Origin of the sequence: Soonwooa sp., from assembly GCF_030151385.1 — a bacterium.
Taxonomy (GTDB): domain Bacteria; phylum Bacteroidota; class Bacteroidia; order Flavobacteriales; family Weeksellaceae; genus Soonwooa.
On sequence record NZ_JASLDS010000024.1, the window covers coordinates 1 to 20,659 of the forward strand.

General features: G+C 33.3%; 22 protein-coding genes. 8 read left to right on the forward strand and 14 right to left on the reverse strand.

Annotated elements, in window-relative coordinates; genetic code table 11:
• Positions 1–797: 797 nt before the first annotated feature.
• Together Q1V95_RS03165 and Q1V95_RS03170 are read left to right on the forward strand one after the other, a co-directional pair.
• Positions 798–1,706 (forward strand): ATP-binding cassette domain-containing protein, encoded by a 909-nt coding sequence (locus tag Q1V95_RS03165; protein WP_079667054.1) that lies wholly within the window; start codon positions 798–800, stop codon positions 1,704–1,706.
• Between the two features lie 23 nt (positions 1,707–1,729).
• Positions 1,730–3,043: an ABC transporter permease gene (locus tag Q1V95_RS03170; RefSeq protein ID WP_300670199.1), complete on the forward strand. Its 1,314-nt coding sequence runs from the start codon at positions 1,730–1,732 to the stop codon at positions 3,041–3,043.
• A gap of 173 nt (positions 3,044–3,216) precedes the next feature.
• Here the strand turns inward: Q1V95_RS03170 and prmA are convergent, their stop codons facing one another.
• The gene (prmA, locus tag Q1V95_RS03175) at positions 3,217–4,044 is read right to left on the reverse strand and encodes a 50S ribosomal protein L11 methyltransferase (RefSeq protein ID WP_300670201.1); all 828 of its coding nucleotides are present in this window, start codon (positions 4,042–4,044) and stop codon (positions 3,217–3,219) included.
• Between the two features lie 115 nt (positions 4,045–4,159).
• Positions 4,160–4,795: an RDD family protein gene (locus Q1V95_RS03180; RefSeq protein WP_300670203.1), complete on the reverse strand. Its 636-nt coding sequence runs from the start codon at positions 4,793–4,795 to the stop codon at positions 4,160–4,162.
• A gap of 283 nt (positions 4,796–5,078) precedes the next feature.
• Here Q1V95_RS03180 and Q1V95_RS03185 point away from each other — a divergent pair, with 283 nt between their 5' ends.
• Together Q1V95_RS03185 and Q1V95_RS03190 are read left to right on the forward strand one after the other, a co-directional pair.
• Positions 5,079–5,897, forward strand: coding sequence for a tetratricopeptide repeat protein (locus Q1V95_RS03185; RefSeq protein WP_300670205.1), 819 nt, complete (start codon positions 5,079–5,081; stop codon positions 5,895–5,897).
• Between the two features lie 30 nt (positions 5,898–5,927).
• Entirely contained in the window at positions 5,928–7,055 is a 1,128-nt protein-coding gene (locus Q1V95_RS03190) for a hypothetical protein (RefSeq protein WP_300670207.1), read from the forward strand.
• A 134-nt stretch (positions 7,056–7,189) separates the two neighbouring features.
• Here Q1V95_RS03190 and ggt read toward each other — a convergent pair whose 3' ends face one another.
• On the reverse strand, positions 7,190–8,881 hold the full coding sequence (gene ggt, locus Q1V95_RS03195) for a gamma-glutamyltransferase (RefSeq protein WP_300670209.1): 1,692 nt from the start codon (positions 8,879–8,881) through the stop codon (positions 7,190–7,192).
• A 432-nt stretch (positions 8,882–9,313) separates the two neighbouring features.
• Complete coding sequence (locus tag Q1V95_RS03200; RefSeq protein WP_300670210.1) at positions 9,314–9,874, reverse strand: pentapeptide repeat-containing protein; 561 nt, start codon at positions 9,872–9,874, stop codon at positions 9,314–9,316.
• A gap of 116 nt (positions 9,875–9,990) precedes the next feature.
• Here Q1V95_RS03200 and Q1V95_RS03205 point away from each other — a divergent pair, with 116 nt between their 5' ends.
• A complete protein-coding gene (locus tag Q1V95_RS03205; RefSeq protein WP_300670211.1) occupies positions 9,991–11,301 on the forward strand; it encodes a glycosyltransferase in 1,311 nt (436 codons plus the stop codon).
• 320 nt (positions 11,302–11,621) lie between these two features.
• The gene (locus tag Q1V95_RS03210) at positions 11,622–11,858 is read left to right on the forward strand and encodes a YtxH domain-containing protein (protein WP_300670213.1); all 237 of its coding nucleotides are present in this window, start codon (positions 11,622–11,624) and stop codon (positions 11,856–11,858) included.
• A gap of 45 nt (positions 11,859–11,903) precedes the next feature.
• Here the strand turns inward: Q1V95_RS03210 and Q1V95_RS03215 are convergent, their stop codons facing one another.
• The 9 genes from Q1V95_RS03215 to hisS form a co-directional block, all read right to left on the reverse strand.
• Positions 11,904–12,233, reverse strand: coding sequence for a type II toxin-antitoxin system RelE/ParE family toxin (locus tag Q1V95_RS03215; RefSeq protein WP_300670215.1), 330 nt, complete (start codon positions 12,231–12,233; stop codon positions 11,904–11,906).
• Positions 12,226–12,477 carry a type II toxin-antitoxin system ParD family antitoxin gene (locus Q1V95_RS03220; protein ID WP_300670217.1) on the reverse strand — a complete coding sequence of 84 codons (252 nt, stop codon included), beginning with the start codon at positions 12,475–12,477 and terminating at the stop codon, positions 12,226–12,228. The genes Q1V95_RS03215 and Q1V95_RS03220 overlap by 8 nt, the downstream gene beginning before the upstream one ends.
• A gap of 296 nt (positions 12,478–12,773) precedes the next feature.
• Positions 12,774–13,217 carry a hypothetical protein gene (locus tag Q1V95_RS03225; RefSeq protein WP_300670219.1) on the reverse strand — a complete coding sequence of 148 codons (444 nt, stop codon included), beginning with the start codon at positions 13,215–13,217 and terminating at the stop codon, positions 12,774–12,776.
• Between the two features lie 348 nt (positions 13,218–13,565).
• Positions 13,566–14,228 carry a hypothetical protein gene (locus Q1V95_RS03230; RefSeq protein ID WP_300670221.1) on the reverse strand — a complete coding sequence of 221 codons (663 nt, stop codon included), beginning with the start codon at positions 14,226–14,228 and terminating at the stop codon, positions 13,566–13,568.
• 3 nt (positions 14,229–14,231) lie between these two features.
• Positions 14,232–14,705 (reverse strand): hypothetical protein, encoded by a 474-nt coding sequence (locus Q1V95_RS03235; RefSeq protein ID WP_300670223.1) that lies wholly within the window; start codon positions 14,703–14,705, stop codon positions 14,232–14,234.
• A 328-nt stretch (positions 14,706–15,033) separates the two neighbouring features.
• Positions 15,034–15,810, reverse strand: coding sequence for a hypothetical protein (locus tag Q1V95_RS03240; RefSeq protein ID WP_300670225.1), 777 nt, complete (start codon positions 15,808–15,810; stop codon positions 15,034–15,036).
• Between the two features lie 306 nt (positions 15,811–16,116).
• On the reverse strand, positions 16,117–16,569 hold the full coding sequence (locus Q1V95_RS03245; RefSeq protein ID WP_300670227.1) for a GNAT family N-acetyltransferase: 453 nt from the start codon (positions 16,567–16,569) through the stop codon (positions 16,117–16,119).
• Between the two features lie 50 nt (positions 16,570–16,619).
• Positions 16,620–17,324, reverse strand: a complete 705-nt coding sequence (locus Q1V95_RS03250) for a DUF1835 domain-containing protein (protein ID WP_300670229.1) — start codon at positions 17,322–17,324, stop codon at positions 16,620–16,622.
• A gap of 4 nt (positions 17,325–17,328) precedes the next feature.
• A complete protein-coding gene (hisS, locus tag Q1V95_RS03255) occupies positions 17,329–18,687 on the reverse strand; it encodes a histidine--tRNA ligase (protein ID WP_300670231.1) in 1,359 nt (452 codons plus the stop codon).
• 372 nt (positions 18,688–19,059) lie between these two features.
• On the opposite strand from hisS, the gene Q1V95_RS03260 reads away from it, so the two are divergent.
• Entirely contained in the window at positions 19,060–19,467 is a 408-nt protein-coding gene (locus Q1V95_RS03260) for a hotdog domain-containing protein (protein WP_300670233.1), read from the forward strand.
• 19 nt (positions 19,468–19,486) lie between these two features.
• Here the strand turns inward: Q1V95_RS03260 and ssb are convergent, their stop codons facing one another.
• On the reverse strand, positions 19,487–19,816 hold the full coding sequence (gene ssb / locus Q1V95_RS03265) for a single-stranded DNA-binding protein (protein WP_300670235.1): 330 nt from the start codon (positions 19,814–19,816) through the stop codon (positions 19,487–19,489).
• A gap of 190 nt (positions 19,817–20,006) precedes the next feature.
• Here ssb and Q1V95_RS03270 point away from each other — a divergent pair, with 190 nt between their 5' ends.
• Complete coding sequence (locus Q1V95_RS03270) at positions 20,007–20,645, forward strand: hypothetical protein (RefSeq protein ID WP_300670236.1); 639 nt, start codon at positions 20,007–20,009, stop codon at positions 20,643–20,645.
• Positions 20,646–20,659 lie beyond the last annotated feature (14 nt).

A 20,659-nucleotide genomic window follows, 5' to 3' on the forward strand; every position in this document is an offset into this window, starting at 1 on the left:
GATTTTGTTGCTTTGAAAAGCATTCCAGCAATAATGCATACCGCAATCAAAACAAAATTTACCATTTTCTGAACTGAGTTTTAAGATTTGAAGTTGCAAAGTTACAATGCCTGAAAAAACTAGAAAAAAGTCTTTACAAATAATTGAAAAAATGTGTCGAAAGTCAGGTTTTAGAGGCTGGAATCAAAAGAATAAAGAATAAAGAATAAAGAATAAAGAATAAAGAATAAAGAGCCGCAAACCAAGAGCAAGGTATCAGGAGCCGAGAACCGAGAATCAAGAAACAAGAATCAAGAAACAAGAATCGAGAATCAAGAGTAGAGAACCCAAAAGTTAATTTTAGTGGTTTAATTAATAATTCATAACCTAAGATTTTTTGCTAGGTTATGAATGAGACTTTCTTTTTTTGGGGGCATTGACTACGCCGAATTTTTGATTTCCAACGCAGGAGGAATCTCTGTAATACAAAATCTCAAATTGACAGTGGGGTAGCATCATTATACTTTTAAATGGAAGTTTTGTAAGCGTTGCTTTTTCTCCAAATATTTTCGTCAAACTTAAAACATAGCTCTAGGGTTTTGAAAGCTGATTTTTTCTAAAGTATTCTGTAACATTTCAGGAAAGTTTAGACTAATTTTATAGATTCAAAAAAAATTAATAAAAAAGGAGAACCTTTCTACGGATGAGAAATCCCTAGCCACGATGGAAGCGGCATCCTTTTTTGGTGACTTCGGCTCCGCTCAGTGACCAAAAAAGATATAGCGGACAGCGTGATAAAGCTCCTAAAAAATAAAATTATGCTAAGAGCAGAACACATTAAAAAAACTTACAACGCCGGAAAAAAAGTTGCTTTGCAAGATTTCAGCATCAACGTTCCTACTGCAAGTATTTATGGACTTTTGGGTCCTAATGGCGCCGGAAAAACCTCCTTTATCCGTATCATTAACCAAATTACGCAACCTGACGAAGGTCAAGTTTGGATCAACGATCAACCGCTTAATCCCGAGCACATCAAACAAATTGGCTATATGCCCGAAGAGCGCGGACTTTATAAAAATATGACGGTTGGCGACCAACTTCTTTATTTTGGCGAGTTGAAAGGGATGACGCGTCAAGATGCGCTAGAACAAGCGAAATATTGGTTTGCGCAGTTGGAAATCGACCAATGGTGGAAGAAAAAATTAAGCGAATTATCGAAAGGTATGGCACAGAAAATTCAGTTTGTGGTAACGGTTTTGCACCGCCCAAAATTGTTGATTTTGGATGAGCCTTTTTCTGGTTTTGACCCTGTTAACGCCAATCTTATTAAAGACCAAATCCTAAAACTAAAAGAAAACGGCACTACGATTATTCTATCGACACACCGCATGGAAAGTGTTGAAGAGATGTGCGATTATGTTGCGCTAATCAACAATTCTCGCAAAGTCTTGGACGGAAAAGTTTTTGATGTTAGAGAGCAGTTCAAACAAAATATTTTTGCCGTGACTTTATCAGATTTCGACAATTCGAAATTCGAAAACTTCCGCAATCTGCATCAGTTGCAAGATGTTAAAGAAGAAAATGCTTTGGTATCTTTTGATTTTGAAAACGTTGAAAACAGAAATCTTTTGCTTCAGGATTTGATGAACATTGGAAACGTGAGAAGCTTCAACGAAAAAATACCGAGCATGAACGAAGTTTTCATCAACGCTGTGAAGTCTAACTAATCTGCACTAATTTTTTGACAACAATGAAAAACATTATACTTATCACCAAAAGAGAATACTTGACGCAGGTTAAGAAAAAATCTTTTATTATTCTTACGATTTTGGCGCCACTCCTAATGATTGGTTTTGGCGTTTTAGTCGCTTTTATGTTCAAGGCTAACAAGTCAGAATACCACTTTAACGTAATCGACAAAAGTGGCATTTTTACAAACCAGCTAAAATCAACTAAAGACATTACCTACACCATGGTGCCGAGCTCCACAGAAGCTGCTCTTACAGCGACGCTTAAAGATATGGAAGGTATCGATGGACTTTTGATAATTCCAGAAGTTAAAGACAAAAATCTAAATGCTCTGGAATCTTCGACCAAGCTTTTGACGAACAAAAAAATCGGAATGGACACCAAAGCGTCCATTAATAGTGACCTAAGCGAAATTCTGAAAAAAGAAAAAATTAAAGAACTTGGACTTTCAGAAACCCAAATCGTTGACCTTAATTCTGGTTTTAAAATCACAACACAAAACATCGCTGAAAACAACAAACCTGACAACGACATGGCTTTCGGTATCAAAACTGGACTAAGCATGGTTTTGGTGTACGCCACTTTTATGTTCATCATCATCTATGGTGTTCGTGTGATGCGCAGCGTTTTGGAAGAAAAAAACAACCGCGTTGTCGAGATTATCATTTCGTCCGTTAAACCTTTCGAATTGATGATGGGAAAAATAATCGGGGTAACATTGGTCGCGTTGACGCAGTTCATCATTTGGATTGGGATGTTTGTCACATCGGCATTGTTCCTTAACACAGGTTTTACTGCAATGCAAGGCAATGTACAGGGACAAGCTGGCGAAGCGATGGGCAAAATGGACATCCAACAGATTATCGGACAAGTTTCGCACACATTATTGGATATGAATTTCGGATTGATTATCGCCGTTTTCATCGTGTTTTTCCTTTGTGGATATATCTTCTACAGCTCGATGTACGCCGCAATTGGTTCGGCTGTTGACAACGAAACCGAAACACAACAATTTACTTTATTTGCGATAATGCCTTTGATGTTGGGTATGTACGGAAGTTTCACGATTTTCAACAATCCAGATGGACCTCTTGGATTTTGGTTATCGATTATTCCGTTCACGTCGCCTGTTGCGATGGTTGCAAGAATTCCGTTTGGCGTTCCAGCTTGGCAGATTTTATTGTCTATTTCATTGCTAATCGCCTCTACCCTTTTCATGGTTTTTGTCGCAGCAAAAATCTACAGAATCGGTATTTTGATGTATGGAAACAAAGCCACAGCCAAAGAACTTTGGAAATGGATTCGCACTAAATAATATTTTGGACGTGCCCTCAAAACACTACGGCGCGGACGACTTTGTCGTCCGCGCCGTAGTGTTTTTTCGGTCGGTCTTCGCGCAGTCGCTGTTTCTGATCTTCGCTCAGCGTCCATCACAGAAAACGAGCTCCAACAATGCGCTTCGCCCTCACGCAAAGACGTGAGAGTTGACTATTTTTTCAAAAGAAGACTTACCCACTCTTCTCTTTGCAGTTGTCTTTCTAAAGTTAAATTCTGAGCTTTACAAACTTCCAAAATATCATCAACATCGAAGAAGCAAAGTCCTGACAATAATAATTCGCCGCCGTCATTCAAATCTTTAACATAAGTCGGAATATCAGAAATCAATATATTACGATTGATATTTGCCAAGATAACATCAAATTTTTCTTTACCAAGATTCTCGGCAGTTCCTAATTCGATTTTCAAATCAACATTATTACGTTCTGCATTTTCGTTAGAATTTTCTACAGACCATTCGTCGATGTCGATTGCCAAAGTTTCGCCAGCACCTCGTTGCTTAGCAAAAATTGCCAACACCGAAGTTCCGCAACCCATATCCAAAACTTTTTTGTCTTTGAAATTCATATCATACATCTGCTGAATCATCAAATGCGTTGTCGCATGATGACCTGTACCGAAAGACATCTTCGGCTGAATAATAATTTCGTATGGTAAATTTTGACTTTCATGGAATTCTGCTCTTATCAATACTTTGTCATCAATATTAATTGGTGTAAAGTTTTTTTCCCATTCTTCATTCCAGTTGATGTTAGGCATTTGTCTGTATTCATAAGAAATTTCGACATCTGGCGAATTAAGAAGATTAAGCTCTTTCAGAGCTTCTTCACTGTACAAATCCTCTTGGATATATGCCAAAATCCCGTCAAGCTCTTCGGTAAAACTATCGAATCCAATGCCGATAAGTTCTGCCATTAATATCTCGCTCCAAGGTTGTACTGGTTTTATTTTGAAAGTAAATTCTAAGTAAGAAGTCATATTTTAATTTTAATAATGCAAAAATAAGAATTATGCTTTTAAAATTTTGGATAGACAAAGCTTTTTCCAAAGCACATTTTAATAATAAGATTCTCCCAAAATTTAACCTGAAACATTATTTGTCTACAACAATAGTTTGTGCTGCAAAATCATGACAACCTTTATGTTTATCATTAAAAAACACAATAATATTCACAATTGGAATCATTTTAACAAATGCTCTAATAAAATATTGAAACACAGAAACTTCTCCATCAGAATCAGAAACAATCTTTATTTTGCAAATTTTCTTGCCAACTGTACCTTTTAGAAGCCACTCCATCAAAAAGAAATACAAAAACCAAATGGGCAAAAATGTCAAAATAAAATTCTTTGGCAAATAGTCTTTCAACGAACTCGCCAACATGGCTAACGGAAAATTAAGCAGAACCAACAAAACCGAATCTATAAAGAAACTTCCAATTCTTGCGCCAAAAGAACTAATTGTTTCCGACAATCCATCTGTTGCAAGAACTTGTGGCGTATATTCTGACGGCTCTAATATCGATTGCGGAATATAAGCTGTATGACAATATTTGCATTCCAGCGTATCTTGTAATTTATCAAGTGGAATAAGAGGTACAAAGAAAAGTGTAAAATATTTTCGATTTTCTCTAAGTTGATATTGCCTTTCGGTTTGACAACGAGGACAAAGGAAATTTCCAGTTTTTATAGTCCTTCCAACAGACTTTGTTCCAAATAATATTAGCATGCATTTTGTTTTTCTAAAAATAAATCAAAAAAGTTAAAACAACAGACACATTAACAAATAATAATTGAAAATTTTCTCATTTATCAATTTAAAACTAAAAACTAAAATTCTTTTTTTATTCACTGCTACAATAAAAACATCACTCAGATAATGAGATTCAATATTTCTTAACATTATAAAGCTTTTGGCAATCAATAAAACAGATATTCAATCAATTACCAACAATAACTCCACTACACTGATACTTTTTCTGCTATCTTTGATTTTATCAAAAAATAAATGAATGTTGAAAAAGAATATTATTTTTTTAGTCGCTTTATTTTCGGTGACTACGATATTAGGTCAAACTAAAGAAGAGGTTTATGAGAAATATCTTAAAAAAGGTGCCTACAACCACTCTATTTATCATCCTAAATATCAACAATATATAGATTCTGCATTAGCCATAAGACCAAATGATGCCTTTCTGTTACAGCAAAAAGCAATGCCTTTATTTAAAGAAAAAAAATATGAGCTAGGAATGCAGTACATGGACAAAGCCGTAGAAAATGATGACAAATATGATAAATACCTGTCTTATAGAGCGTTTATAAAATGTATTTTTCAGAAAAATTATAAAAGTGCCATTCAAGATTTTGACCTGTTAATTAGCCACTATTCTACTGGAATTATTATGGATCATACATTTTATTTTTATCGAGGATTATCCAAACTTCAATTAAATCAGTTAGACGCTGCCGAAAAGGATATTCAATCCTCCATTGACTTTTCAAAAGCTAATAAATTTGACCCGCACTACTTCGAATTATTTTACCTAGGCATCATTTATTTAGAAAAAGAAAACTATACCAAGGCAATGGAATATTTTGATCAAAGTTTGAAGTATTATCCTAAATATTCGGACAGTCAGTTTTACAAGGCAACATGTCTATATTTTCTAAATAAAAAACAAGAAGCATATAATCTTCTTTTAACTTCAAAAATTAATTTTGATAATGGCGACACAATCACTGAAGACAATAAATTCTATGAAGAATATCCATATCAATTAAAGAATTGGATGTTGGATGGTTGGATTGAATCACTAAAAAAACAAATTTAAACAGCTTTTCAAAACGACTAATTTTTAAAAATGAGAAAACAACTATATATTCTTGCGCTTTTCTGTTTCACACTACAAGCAAATGCTCAGACTTATTCAACCAATTTTAATGTTAATCTGGAAAACGCGGAGGTAAGCAAAGTAAATGAAATTTGGAAAGCCAATCTCAAAACAAATTCAAAAGAATATTGGGATTCAAGCGAAATAAAAAATCTCAAAAACTTTAACATTCTCGATATGTCAGGAATTATCAATCCCTCTCTAATGAATTGGAACTTCGACAATCGAGTTTTAAGCATTAATCCTATTTCTGAAAACAAGTACTTGATAAAATCATTATTCGAAACCGAAAATCGAGAGATTTTTGCCATCACAAATGTCATTGCAAAAAAGACTAATGACGGCATAAAATTATCCAATTTCATATTTGAGTACACTAAAGATTGGAAAATCACCGAGACAAAAAATTTTAAATACATCTATCCATCAACCTATAATTTTAGTTTTGAAAGAGCAACAGAAGCCGAAGACTTCTATATAAATCTTTGCAAAACTTTCGAAATTAAGCCAGAAAAGCTCACTTATTTTATTGCCGAAAACTGCGATAATATTTATGATATGATAGGCTACGACTATATTTTCAGCAAGGGAACTTCTGAAGAATGTGGCTATTTTGAAAGTAAAAACAACTTTATATATGCGACACAAAAATCAGGAGAAAACCATTACCACGAAATTACCCATTTCATAAACGAGTTTTATCCCAACGCAAACGAATTATTGTTAACAGGTATTTCTGCGTACATTTCTAAAGATAAAGCGCATTTTGGAAAGCCCTTAATCTATCATACAAAACGAGTAAATGAATATCTGAAAAAGAATAAAGAAATCAATCTGTCAAAACCCTTTGATTTTTACAGTCTGGATAACGCAACAAATCCACAATATGTAATCGGAGCTATTCTCTGTGATTTAATTTTAGAAAAAGGAGGAAAGAAACTCTTAATAAATGCATTTAATAATACGAAAACCGACGAAGATTTAATTAAGTTTTTAGACAAAAATATTATCACGAAAAATGAAAATCTTAATCAAAAAATTAGAAAAACAATTGACCAAATCTCAAACAAAAATAACTTTCCAAATTTTTTAGAATAACGGAAAAACACTTCACAATCTTGTCTTGCTTAAATGATATCTGATATTTTAATATTTTTTTTGCTTCTATTTTAAATAAAAAAAGGAGCTTAGACCTCAAATCTAAACTCCTTTCAAAAAATATTTTTAAAAAACTATTCTACACCAACTGAGTCGTCACCACGACCATCAGCCACCGCATGAATGTTTTTGTTATCGTCAACAAGGATAAGTTCTGTTCTACCAATTTGTTCGCGACGTTCGATTTTGTAACCCATTTTCTCCAAAGACTTCACAGTCGACTCAGGGAAATTTTTCTCAACAGCCACCGTTTCTGGCAACCATTGTTGGTGAAATTTAGGCGCATTAACCGAGAAATTAGCATTTAATCCAAAATCTACAACATCCACAATCGCTTGGAAAACCGAGGTCGGAATCGTTGTTCCACCAGGTGTACCAACAACCATTTTTACTTTATTATCTTTCATCAAAATAGTTGGCGCCATCGACGACAACATTCTTTTTCCCGCTTTAATCGCGTTGGCTTCGCCACCAACAGCACCATACATATTTGGGACTCCTGGCTTGATAGAGAAGTCATCCATTTCGTTATTTAACAAAAATCCCGCACCCGAAACGACTGTTTTACTACCATAAAATCCATTAAGCGTCGTCGTCACAGAAACCGCATTTCCTTCTTTATCCAAAATCGAAATATGCGTCGTCTCTGTACTTTCCTTTCCTTGCGGAATAATCTTTCCAACTTCGCTACTTGGCGTCGCTTGATTAGGATTGTAAGATTTCCAACGATTTTGTAGGTAAGCATCGCTCATCAATTTCGTTGTTTCATCTTTGATAAAATCTGGATCGCCCATATATTCTGCACGATCGGCATAGGCACGACGTTCTGCCTCAACCATTGGTTGCACCGTTTCTATCGCATTTTGCTGTGGATTTTTAACATCAGCATAACTGTACATTTTTAGCATTTGAGCTAACAAAATTCCACCGCTCGATGGCAAAGGCATCGACACAACTTCGTGACCTTTATAGTTAAAAGTCAAAGGTGTTCTTTCCTTAGTTTTATAATTTTTAAGATCGGCTGCCGTAATAATTCCGTTTCCAAGTTTCATCTCGTTAACAATCATTTTCGCAGTTTCACCTTCATAAAATTCTTTTTCGCCGTTTTTCTGGATACGCTTTAATGTTTCCGCCAATTCTTTCTGAACCAAAATATCACCAGCTTTCCAATTTTCTTGTTTTACAAAAACATTCGCATTTTTATTATGTTTAGAAAATTCTTCCTTGTGTTTGTTAAGTAGTCCCGCTTCTTGTTCTGTAATCGCAAAACCTTTTTCTGCATAATCTATAGCAGGCTGAATTAACTTATCAAAACTCAATTTTGCATAAGGCAGCGTGGCAAACATTCCCGAAATACTTCCTGGTATACCAACAGCCAATCTTCCATTCTGCGACAAATCGGTATTTGCATTTCCTTTTTTATCCCAATACATATTAAAAGTAGACTTTGCTGGCGCGGTTTCGCGGTAATCCAAGGCGATTTTTTTTCCATTGTTAGTCGTCGCCACCAAAAATCCGCCACCACCAATGTTACCAGCTTGTGGATAGACTACAGCCAAAGCTAATTGTGTCGCAATAATAGCGTCAAAAGCATTTCCGCCTGCTTTTAAAATTTTAGAACCTGCTTCACTAGCCAAAGGATGTGCAGAAACAACCACTCCTTTTTGCTTGACTTTTACTTCTTTTACAATATTAATATCAGTGTACTGCGCAGAAATATTACCAAAAGACAAAACTGCGGCTAGAGCAATTAGTTTAATTTTCATAGAATTATTTAATAGAATGACAAAGTTAAATATTAATATTCTAGAAAGTCCAAATTCATGAGAAAGATTATTGATCATAAAAAATTCGAAATAGCACCAAACTAAGCTTTACTATCTTTTAATAAATTTTTAATTATTTTTACAACATTCTCATACAATTTGCAAAATTTTTATTTATATTTATAAAACCGAAGCCAAACAACGTACCGATTCTAAAAACACTATTAATTCTATGTTTTTCTTCATTTTTAAAACAAAAAAGCATGAATATTTTTTAGGAATTTGTAAAAAATCAACTTCATAAGTCATAAAAATGTAAAAACTTCTTAACTTAAATAGTTCTTTATGGACAAACTCGACTACGGTAAAAACGCAGATTAACCAAAAAATCTTGAAATTAAACTAATCAACAACCGACTTCAGTCGGTTTTTTTAGTCAATCACAATATCAAATACATCCAACAAACCTGAAATATTCTCTTTAGAAAATTTGGATTTTTTAATAGAATTATCAATTGGACTAATAGAAAATCCTGACGCAGAACGAAAATCCGAAGCTTCCAAAATACTTCTCTCAAAATGAGCATGATCAAAACGGCAATCTGTCAAAATAAGTTTTGAAAGATTAGCTTCTGCAAATTCGCACTCTTGGAAATCGACATTTTTAAACTTTGACTTTCGCAAATCGACTTGATAAAAAGAGGAATGATTGAGTACCGAATGCTTCACATCTATCGAAAATCCAAAATCATTACAATCTTCAAAATGAAGTCCTAACATTTTGCAATCAATAAATTCTACATCACGAAAAGCTGTGTCGCCCAACTTCGCAAGACTCAAATTACAATTGACAAAACGACTTTCGGAAAACTTGAAGCCCGAAAAATTAAAATCCGAGAAATCACAATTATCGAAAACACATTGGTCAAAATCGCCTTTATCTATTTCGGAAAAGTTGCTTGCATTAAATTGTTGGTCGTAAAAGGATTTCATAATCAAGTATTAAAAAAATGGTTTAAAAAGAAAAATGATTTTCGTTCTTAAATTAGGGACGATATTAAAAAACAGGTAAATTTACAGAATCGATTTTGATGACGAAAAGCGCTTTAATGAAAATCTCGAAAAAAGTTTTAATAATCTCTTATTACTGGCCTCCAGCAGGCGGTCCAGGTGTACAACGTTGGCTAAAATTTGCAAAATATCTTCCTGACTTTGGTTGGGAACCGATTATCTACACACCAGAAAATCCGAGTTATCCGATTGTCGACGAAACGCTTTTGCAGGAAGTTCCTGCAAACTTAGAGATTGTAAGAACCAAAATTTGGGAGCCTTATCAATTAGCAGAGAAATTTAGTAAAGGCAACAAAAAGTACAAAGCAGGACAATTTGATGTTGGTAAAAATCAATCTTTGATGTCGAAACTATCGATTTTTGTGCGAGGCAATTTTTTTATTCCTGACGCACGAAAGTTTTGGGTAAAACCATCCATCGCGTTTCTGAAAAAATATCTCCAAGAAAACAACATCGATGTTATTGTAACAACTGGTCCACCGCATTCTTTGCACCTTATTGGACTGGGATTAAAAAAAGAAATCCCGCATCTAAAATGGATTGCTGACTTCCGTGATCCGTGGACAGAAATCTCCTATTACAAACATCTGAAGCTTACAAAATCGTCTGACCAAAAACATCGCAATCTCGAAAAATTGGTTTTTAAAACAGCCGATTTGACTTTAGCAACAAGTTATAGCGATGCCGAAAATTTCAAAAAGATGGGCGCTAATTCGGTTTGTATTACAAACGGTTTTGACACGAGTAGTTTTGTACAAGATGATAAATCTAAAAGCAACAAAGAAAAATTCAGTTTGAGTTATGTTGGTGTTTTGGAACAATTGCGAAATCCAGAAAATCTTTGGAAAGCCATCAACGAACTTTTGGCAGAACATCAAGATTTTGAACAAGATTTCGAAATGAAATTTGTTGGTCGTCTCGATGATAAAATTCTTGAAAATCTAAAGACTTCAAAAATTGGAAAACATTTGCAAATCCTCGGTTATCTTGCGCACGGCGAGTCTTATCAGGAAATGCAAAATTCGGATTTGTTGTTAATTACCAACTTTCCAAACGAAAGCTCAAAAGGTATTATTCCCGGGAAATTATTCGAGTATCTGTCGACAGAAAAACCAATTCTGTCTTTTGGACCAAGTGATGCTGATGTTTCAAAAATATTAGAGGAAACAAAGGCTGGAAAACATTTTGATTATTCGGAAATTGAAAGTTTGAAATCTTATATTTTACAAGTTTATCAGCATTGGAAATCTGGAAATAGCAATTCTGAAAATGCCAACATTGAGGCTTTTTCGCGAAGAAATCTCACAAAAGATTTGGCTAGCAAACTGGATATTTTGATAACCGAATAATTCCAATTTTTTAGCTTTCAAAATATAAAATTCTGTTTTAGAAATTTTCTAATTATCCCCCATCTGCGTGAGGGCGAAGCGCATTGTTGGAGCTCGTGATGTGAGGCGACGGAGCGTAGCGGAGCCGTCCGAGCATCACAGCGACTGCGCGCAGACCGACCTGAAGCGCGAACGCGGGCGACGCGGAGCGTCGAACCAAGTGAGCGCAAATGGGCACGCCAAAATTTAACTTTTTATTATGAATCAGCATATGTTTTTTGGCACGTTATTTCCTAGTATTGATACAAAATCAAATTGTTAATAATTAAAAAAAATAAATTATGGGATCTACAAAAAATGGCCTATTGGCATTGTTAGGAATCGGAGCTTTAGCATATTGGAAATACAAAAATTCTACTCCAGAAGAGCAACAAGCAGTGAAAGACAAATTCAATACTGCGAAAGATAATTTAACGAAATTCGGGAACGATTTGAAGTCGAAAGCAAACGAAGCCTTGGATCAGGTACAAAACAAAGCGGGAGAATTGAAGCAAGACGTTGAAAACGCTGCTCAATAATTTTCTTTCAAAAAAGATAGAAAAAGACGGCTTTGCCGTCTTTTTTTATTTAACGTAAATTCGAGATAAGGAGATTAATGCCTTTTTGAGTGATCTTTGAAGAAAATCAGCGCCAAGAATTCTTTCTACTTCAATTTCTGTTTGACTTAAAATTCTGTAGAAAATTATATGCTTGTTTGCTAAAAACCCATAAAATTCCTTATCAACTTCTGTATAATTTTTTCCAATATTTGGATTTTCAGCGAGAAGTTGACAAAAATCTATCAAATCTTCATAGTATTTATCTGCTTGATTTTCTGACCAGAATTCAAATGTGTATTCATAAATTTTGGAAAGATCTTCAACAGCTTTATTTGTCAATAAATAATTAGCCATTATTTTTCATCTTGGCTTTTAAAGACTCTAAATGTTTTTTAGGATCGAAATCTACTGCAATTCCACTATCAATTCCCTCTTGAATTGCATTTTTCAAAATTTGAACTTTATTTTCCTCTTCTTCCAAAAGTCTTAAACCAGCTCTAATTACTTCGCTTGCGTTTTTATATCTTCCTTGAGAAACTTTACTATCAACAAAATCTTCAAAATAATTTCCCAAAGAAACAGATGTATTTCGTCCCATTTTATTTAACTACTTAAATTTCTAATTCGAAGTTACCAAATATTGGTAATTTAAACAAATTTTTCTATTGGAAACTGTGCTTACAAAATTACGCTCAACGAAAAAAGTATTGGCGAATTCGAAGAATCGAAGAAACCGATTGTGGTCTTGAAAAAATTTTAGCTTAAGAACAACCAAACTGAGCCGATACTTATTTGACTTCGTCGAAACATTTCGTTAAGTTCTGCCAGTACAATGTTAGCGGAAGTGTTTTTTTTAAATTTATTTATTTTAAAAATGTAATTGAATTCTTATCTTTAATTTTTTGCCTTTTTAGATAACTTTAGATTTTCTATATCTGTCATTCCTTCAAATTGATCATAACTCGTCCAAACATTTGGTCCAACACCTTTTATACTAATTAAGATAGTGTTTTTATTTTTTATGATAATTTTTATTTTTCCATAAACAAAGTCACACTTTTCACAGTACGATAAAGTTGCTTTATCAACATTAAGTAAAATTTCTCCTCTTTTGCTTTCAGAAACCGAAGCTTCTAAAACAGTAAATTTTGCATTTTGAAAATTCGTAAATGTAATTAATGGAAGTTTCGATTCATTTTCAAGAATATTTACGATAATATTTTGTCCTTCAGCAGAACCTTCCCAATTTCCCTTTAAGCATTTTAATTCGTTAAACGATTGCTGCGAAAAAATAAAATATGGAAGTAAAGCAAATAATAAAAAAGTAATTTTTCTCATTTAATTTTTTGTTAAAATGTTACCAATATTCATATTCTAACATGTTGTTTTTTAACACTACAGCTACTGGAAAAAGTATTGAATCGGCAAAGCCAATTGCGGGCTTAATTTGAACGAATGTTCAAGTTCAGACCAAAATGGAACTGCCGCTCTTTCAGATTGTCTAAATTATGAAAAAAACGATATGAAACTGAAAGTTCGCCGACTCTGAAAAAAAAAAACCTAAGTAGGAGACAAAAGCAGTGGCAGATACATATTACAAATCGCTCTATTATAGCAAATACTCACATTTAACTACGTCGAAACACTTCGTTAAGTTGTATCAATACAATGTTAGTGGTCGTTTTTTTACTCGTTATATGCTCCCATTTCCTTAAAATAAGTTTCGGTATCACAATCTGCATTTCCAAACTTTATCATTCCATTCATATTATCCCAATAACAAGTTTTTGATAAATCAGCGTTGTTCAAAACAATTAATCTATCATAATCAGGTGCAAAAAAAATATATTTATTTTCGGATTTTATGTTCCAATATAGTCCATTGTCATTATTTGGGTTTTTTGTTCCTTTTCCATATTTTGAAATCAGCAATTTTTTGATTTCTGCTTTGCTTTTTCCGTCAGATATTACTGCTCTGAAACCAAATATTTTGTTGTCGATATTTTTCTTTTTAAGCTCGTTCAGATTATTAAGAAGTTGCTTTTTTGTTTTGAAAATCTGTCCTTCCGAATTTGCATTGTGATAATCAACTTTGGAAGAGAGCAAAAAATAAACTTTTTTAATAGGAACATCTGAAATTGAAAAATTGTTAGCATCTGCATCTCCAACCAAAATCGCAAAAGGATATTCCATACTTTCTGTACCGATAAATTTGTTTGTGTTTTCGTTTTCGCTAATCAATGTTTCAACAGGTTCATTTAAATTCAATTTTAAAAGGTCTGTTTTTCCTTGTCCGTTGCAAGTTATAAAAAATGGTAAGATTGCAAATAGTAATAAAATTTTTTTCATAATTTAATAATTTTCTGTTTTTGTGAGTTTTCCATTTTCGTTGTAATATTTCCATTCGCCTGTTTTTTCGCCATCTTTATATTTTCCAATCATCCATAATTGTCCGTTTTCGAAGAAACGTTTCCAATTGCCTGCGCGTTTGTTGTTTTCGTATTTTCCAATTTCTTTTAATTTTCCGTTTTCGTGATAATATTTCCATTTGCCCATATTATCGTTTTTATAGTGGCCTATAGTCCACAATGTTCCATCAAGAGCGTTATGCTTCCACTTACCTGTTTTTTTGCCGTGTTTATATCTACCGATTGCCCAAAAAGTTCCATTGCTATAATAAAGTTTCCATTCACCTGTTTTTTCTCCATTTTTGTCTAAGTGCCCTTGTCCTGCCAAGTTTCCATTTTCATGATATAGTTTATGCTCATTCTGGGCAAGGGCAAAAAAATGAGCGAAAATTAGGGCGAGTAATAGTAGTTTTTTCATTATGTATTTTGTTCGGTAAAATTACCGCTAACGGAAAAAGTATTGGCGAATTCGAAGAATCGGCGAAGCCAATTGTGGGCTTAATTTAAACAAATGTTCAAGTTTAGATCAAATGGTGCCGATGCTTTTTCAGATTGTCTAAATTATGAAAAAAAACAATATGAAACTAAAAGTTCGCCGACTCTGAAAAAAAATAAACACGTAGAAGGCAAAAGCAGTGGCGGATAAATATTACAAATCGTTCTATTATACATTTAACCTCGCATTTGATTACGCCGAACGCCACTTCGTTAGGTTTTTCCAGTAAAATGTTAGCTGCAAGTGTTGGTTATCTTTGCCATATTTTTTTAATCAACTTTAAAAGCTTCACAGGTTCTTTTTCAATACTTTCTTTGTTTTTTTTATCCTTTTCATCTTTTTCTTTCCATTCCGCAAAAGTCATTGATTTACCATTTGCATTTTCCCAGTCTTTGTATGTTGGTTGCACTAAGTTTAAACCGCCTTTATGAGGTTTCTCTACATATCCTTTTGCGGGATGCGGCAAATTATGTTCGCAATCAATTGAGCATAAATTTACTAATAATGGTAAGTCATCAGTTCCAATTCTTAAAGTAATCCACTTTTGATTAGTTTGTTCATGATTAATTTCCTTTTCACAAACACTACATTTAATTATTTCTGAATTATACTTAAATGGATTATTTGTTAAGTCGGGAAAAGGCAATCTATTTTTATAATTCCCATAAAGCGCTCGTGTACTAACTCTACTATCTTTCAATTTTGTACATTTTGTTATTTCATAAGGAAACCAATGTAAATTGTAAGATGTATAAGGGTCAAAATATTCGAGAGACGTCATTCCTCCAATTTGAGGTGGTAAGCTTTGTAAATTACTTCCGTAAAGCCAAACTTTCTTCACATTTTTTAATTTTTCAATACTTTCGGGTAGAGAATAAATTTGTGAAAATAAATCAGCTCCCAATTCTTCAAAAGGAGAAAATTCATCAGCATTTGTCTGCGCGGTTTTTTCAATATATTCACATAACTTTTTCCAAGCCTCTGAGTTTTTATCTTGTTCTTTCTGCTTAATTTTAGTTTCATTCATAAACTTTGGATTTTTGATAAAGTATTGTGATACAAGTGCAGCAAACGGAAAAAGTATTGGCGTAGTCGAAGAATCGGCGAAGCCAATTGCGCGCTTAATCTGAACGAATGTTCAAGTTTAGACCAAAAGAGCAGATGTTTTTTCAGACTGTCCAAATTATGAAAAAAAAACAATATGAAACTAAAAGTTCGCCCACTCTGAAAAAAAATAAACAAGTAGGAGGCAAAAGCAGCGGCGGATAAATATTACACATCTTTCGATTATAACAAATCCCCCATTTTGCCAATATAATGTTATCTGCAGTTGTTATTTGCCCTTAGAATATACCTTTGGATTATATAATTCCATATAAATATCTGGGTTTGGAACTTTAATAAATCCATATTTTTCGTATAGCCAATCCGCAGTTGAAGTTAATAAAATCCATCTTCTTAATCCTTGTAAATTTGGATGTGACATTATAAAGTCCATCATTTTTTTTGAGATTCCTTTTCCTCTATATTCATCTAATAAGTATACATCTCCTAAATATGCAATTGTTGAAAAATCAGAAATTACCCTAGCAAAACCAATTTGTTTTTCTTGATAATAGATTCCAAAATTCAATGAATTTTCTACTGATAATTTGACTTTTTCGATTGGGATTCCGTCACTCCATCCAGAATAATTCGATAAAAAATTATGAATTGCATGTATATCTAATTTATTTTTGTCTGTTGAAATTAGAAAATCTTCAAATTTTATTTCAATGTCTATCATCTATTATTATGTGTGCTTTTGTACAATTGCAAATAACTTCCAAATTGATGCTACTTAATAAGATTTTGAACTTGTAAATCTCCAAATCCAAAAACGCCGTATTTTAGTTTTACTTCTTCAAAAAGATCTTCAAAGTTTTTATAATTTTCTGAAAGATCTTTTAATTCCGATTGGATTTTTCCAGATTTTAAATCAATGATCGAATCTACTATTAAACTCAGCTTTCGAAAGACTTTTGAGTTTTCGGAAGAAAGTTTCTTTAATTCTTCTAAATCATCTTCCGAAAAAGCTTTCCACAATTTTTTCGCCAATGCAATATCTTGTTCTGAAATTTCAATTGATTTATCAATTTGATTTTCAAAATCTGTTGTTGTAAGATTTGCAAATCCATCCCAAGATTCTTCTTTTGGAAAAACACGGAAAAGCTTCAAATCTTTTTTGACTTCACTAAGTAAAAACCACAAGTTAAGTTGACAAAAAACATCATCTTCAAACCAAAAGTAGATTACAGAAGCATCTTCGATATTTTCAAAGTTTTGAAATTCCGAAATCACTTTTTGCTGATAACCAACTTCGGATTCAGAATAAGTTTGAGCAATAAAATTTCGCCGATTTATCCAAAAATTTTCTTTCTTAACAGGACCTTCGATAAGACATTCTCTCCAAATAATCATCTGGGATTTGTCGATAACTTTACCAAGCGTCTCAGCAAGACAATCACCGTTAAGAACATGAAAAACTTTTGAATTGGACATTTATTTATAATTCAATATTCAAAAAATCTTCTTGACGAATGGTTCTTTGCTCGCCAGTTGTAAGATTTTTAATCGTCAAAGTTTCGTTTTCAATTTCTTCTTGTCCAAGAAAAACAAGGCTTGAAATTCCTTTTTTCTCAGCATAGGTAAATTGCTTTTTTAGTTTCGCCGCATCAGGATAAAGTTCTGCTGCGATGTTTTTATCTCTAAGTTTAGAAATAATTTTATAAGCTTCAATCGCTTCTACATCACCGTAATTTGCAAACAAATACTGAACTTGATTGTCATTAAAATTTGGGAATAAATTCAATTCTTCTAAAACCAAATAGATTCTATCCAAACCAAAAGAAATTCCGATTCCTGGCATATCCTTAACGCCAAAAACTTCTGTCAAATTATCGTAACGACCGCCGCCGCCAATAGAACCCATCTCGACACCATCTGCTTTAACCTCGAAAATTGCGCCTGTATAATAATCTAAACCTCTAGCCAACGTAATGTTAAACACCAAACTCTCTGCTTCAATTCCTAAATCTCGGGCTTTTAGAATAACAAATTCTAACTCGTCAACACCTTGAAGACCAATTTCGATATTAGCAAAACGTTCTTTCAATTGAAGTAGATTTTCTAATGCATCACTTCCCTGCTCAAAAAGGAAATCTAGTTTTGCGATGGCTTCTTGAGAAATATTTTTCTCCAACATTTCTTTAACCACGCCATCTTTACCGATTTTGTCCAATTTGTCCAAAGCAACCGTAAAGTCAATCAGTTGATCCGAAATACCCGCATATTCTGCCAATCCTGAAAGAATTTTGCGGTTATTCATGTGGATAGAAACTGGCAAATTAAGATCCGAAAATGACTTAAAATACAACTTCAACAACTCCACTTCTTGCCAAAGACTTGTGCTGCCAACAACATCTGCATCACATTGATAAAATTCTCTGTAACGACCTTTCTGTGGACGATCAGCACGCCAAACCGGTTGAATTTGATAACGCTTGAATGGGAAAGTCAGTTGTCCGTTATTCATTGCTACAAATCTTGCGAAAGGCACTGTCAAATCATAGCGAAGTGCTTTTTCGGAAATTTGAGAAATCAATTTTTGAGAATTTTTCGCTGACCAATCTTCTTCTTTTGTTTTGGAAGCATAATCTCCAGAATTCAAGATTTTAAAAATCAAACGGTCGCCCTCTTCACCATATTTTCCTGTTAAAGTGGCAAGATTTTCAAAACTTGGTGTTTCTAAAGGTTGAAAACCAAATAGTTCAAAATTCTTTTGAAGTTTATTAATGATATATTTTCTACGAAATACTTCTTGTGATGTAAAATCTCTTGTTCCTTTTGCTAAACTCGGTTTCATGCTTTGAAAAATTCTTCTTTTTGATAAAAGCAAAGTTACTAATAATCTAAGTGCTTGTTTACAATTTTGCCGAAATTTTTACAATAACATTTCCCGACAAACTTTGCAAAATTTCGGTGCTCTTTTACGCGAATTTTTCATTCTTCATTTTTGATTTAACCTGCTAAATCTTCAAATGTGAAATAAAAAATTCATATCAAAATAACTATAAAATTTTAGCAATAAAATTTAAACAAGTCCTTAGAATTTTTGGTTTTAATTTTCCTTATAGAAATTATCACTTTTAGAACTTATCGGGATAGATTAACTTCATCAAGAATCTTCGATAAAACCAGCCTAAATACTTAGCTTTGTCATCAAAATAATCTCGCTATGAAATACCACACTAGAAAATGGGTAAAACCAGAAGACCTCAACCCCAACCACACACTTTTTGGAGGACGACTTTTGGAATGGATCGATGAAGAAGCTGCTCTATACGCTATTATCCAGCTGGAAAATCAAAAAACCGTAACCAAATATATGTCCGAAATTAATTTCGTGAATTCCGCCAAACAAGGCGACATTATCGAAATTGGACTTTTACCAATTGGATTTGGACACACCTCTCTTACGCTAAAATGTGAAGTACGAAACAAAATGACACATCAAACCATTATCACCATTGATAAAATTGTGATGGTTGCTTTGGGCGAAAATGGAAAACCTGTCGCACACGGCAAAACGGAAATCGAATATGTTGATGATCGATTAAAAAATCAAAATAACACAGAAGATTAGTTCTGTGTTATTTTTTTTATCAATTACTTAACAACAAAATTTCTTCGATTCGGATTTCGGTTATTTGTCGTTTTATCCCATCTTTATCTTCGTAATTACGATACATAATTTTGCCCTCGACAGCAATTTCTTTTCCTTTAGGAACATATTTTTCTAAAATGTCGATGACTTTCCCAAAAGCTACTAAATTGTGCCATTGGGTTTCTTCCACTTTCTCACCATTTTGGTTGATATAATAATCTGAAGTTGCAAGACTAAGACTTGCTCTTTTTGCTCTACTTTCGAAAGTGTGGATTTCTACTTCTTTTCCTGTGCGACCGATAAGTGTCACGCGATTTCTTAAAGACATGATTTTAAAATTTTAATTAAACAAATAGATTTTGGTCGTCAAATGTTTTCCTGAATCTCTGTGACAAAGTTGCGAGAAGACGAAAACATTAGTCGGTTATAAAGTATTTAAAATCGTTTGTAGTCGTTTGTAAACGGATAAGTGTTTGAAATAGAAAATTTTGTAGATTTATTTCTTTAAAACAATTCTAATGAAAACTTCAGTCCTATTTATCCTTGTTTTAGTTTTTTCGAGTTTTTATTATTTTCAGGAAACGCAAAAGTTTTCGGATTCTAAAAGCGTGATTAAAAACAATCAGTACAAATTGGATGTTGTCCAGAAAAGTCAAAACGACGATGCTTTGGTTAGTTTTTCATTGTTTAAAAAAGAAAATAAAAAGTGGACTAAACTCCAAGATTATCATTTCAAAAAGCAAAATTTCTCTCTCTCTGTTGACACCAGCGAAGACCTCAACAATGATGGTTACAATGATGTCAAAATCTCTTTTGCACAGGCTGCACGTGGCGCTAATGAAGTTAATCGATTGTTTGTTTTCGATCCGAAAACGCAAAAACTTATCGATGTGGAAAATTCTGCAGACTATCCAAATCTGCATTACAACAAGAAAAGAAACTGTGTAACATCAGACATTTTTTACGGTGGAAGTGCGACTTATTTTTTAAAAATTAAGAAAAATAAATTGGAGCCTTTTGGAAAAGTTGAATATTATGATGATAGTATCTCGAGCTACAAAATTGTGGGAGGCAAAGAAATTTTATTGAAAAAAGAAGCTTATCATTCTGATGATGGCGCAACTTTCTTTTCTAATTTTGATCCTATTGAGGAGTGATTTTTGAACTTATT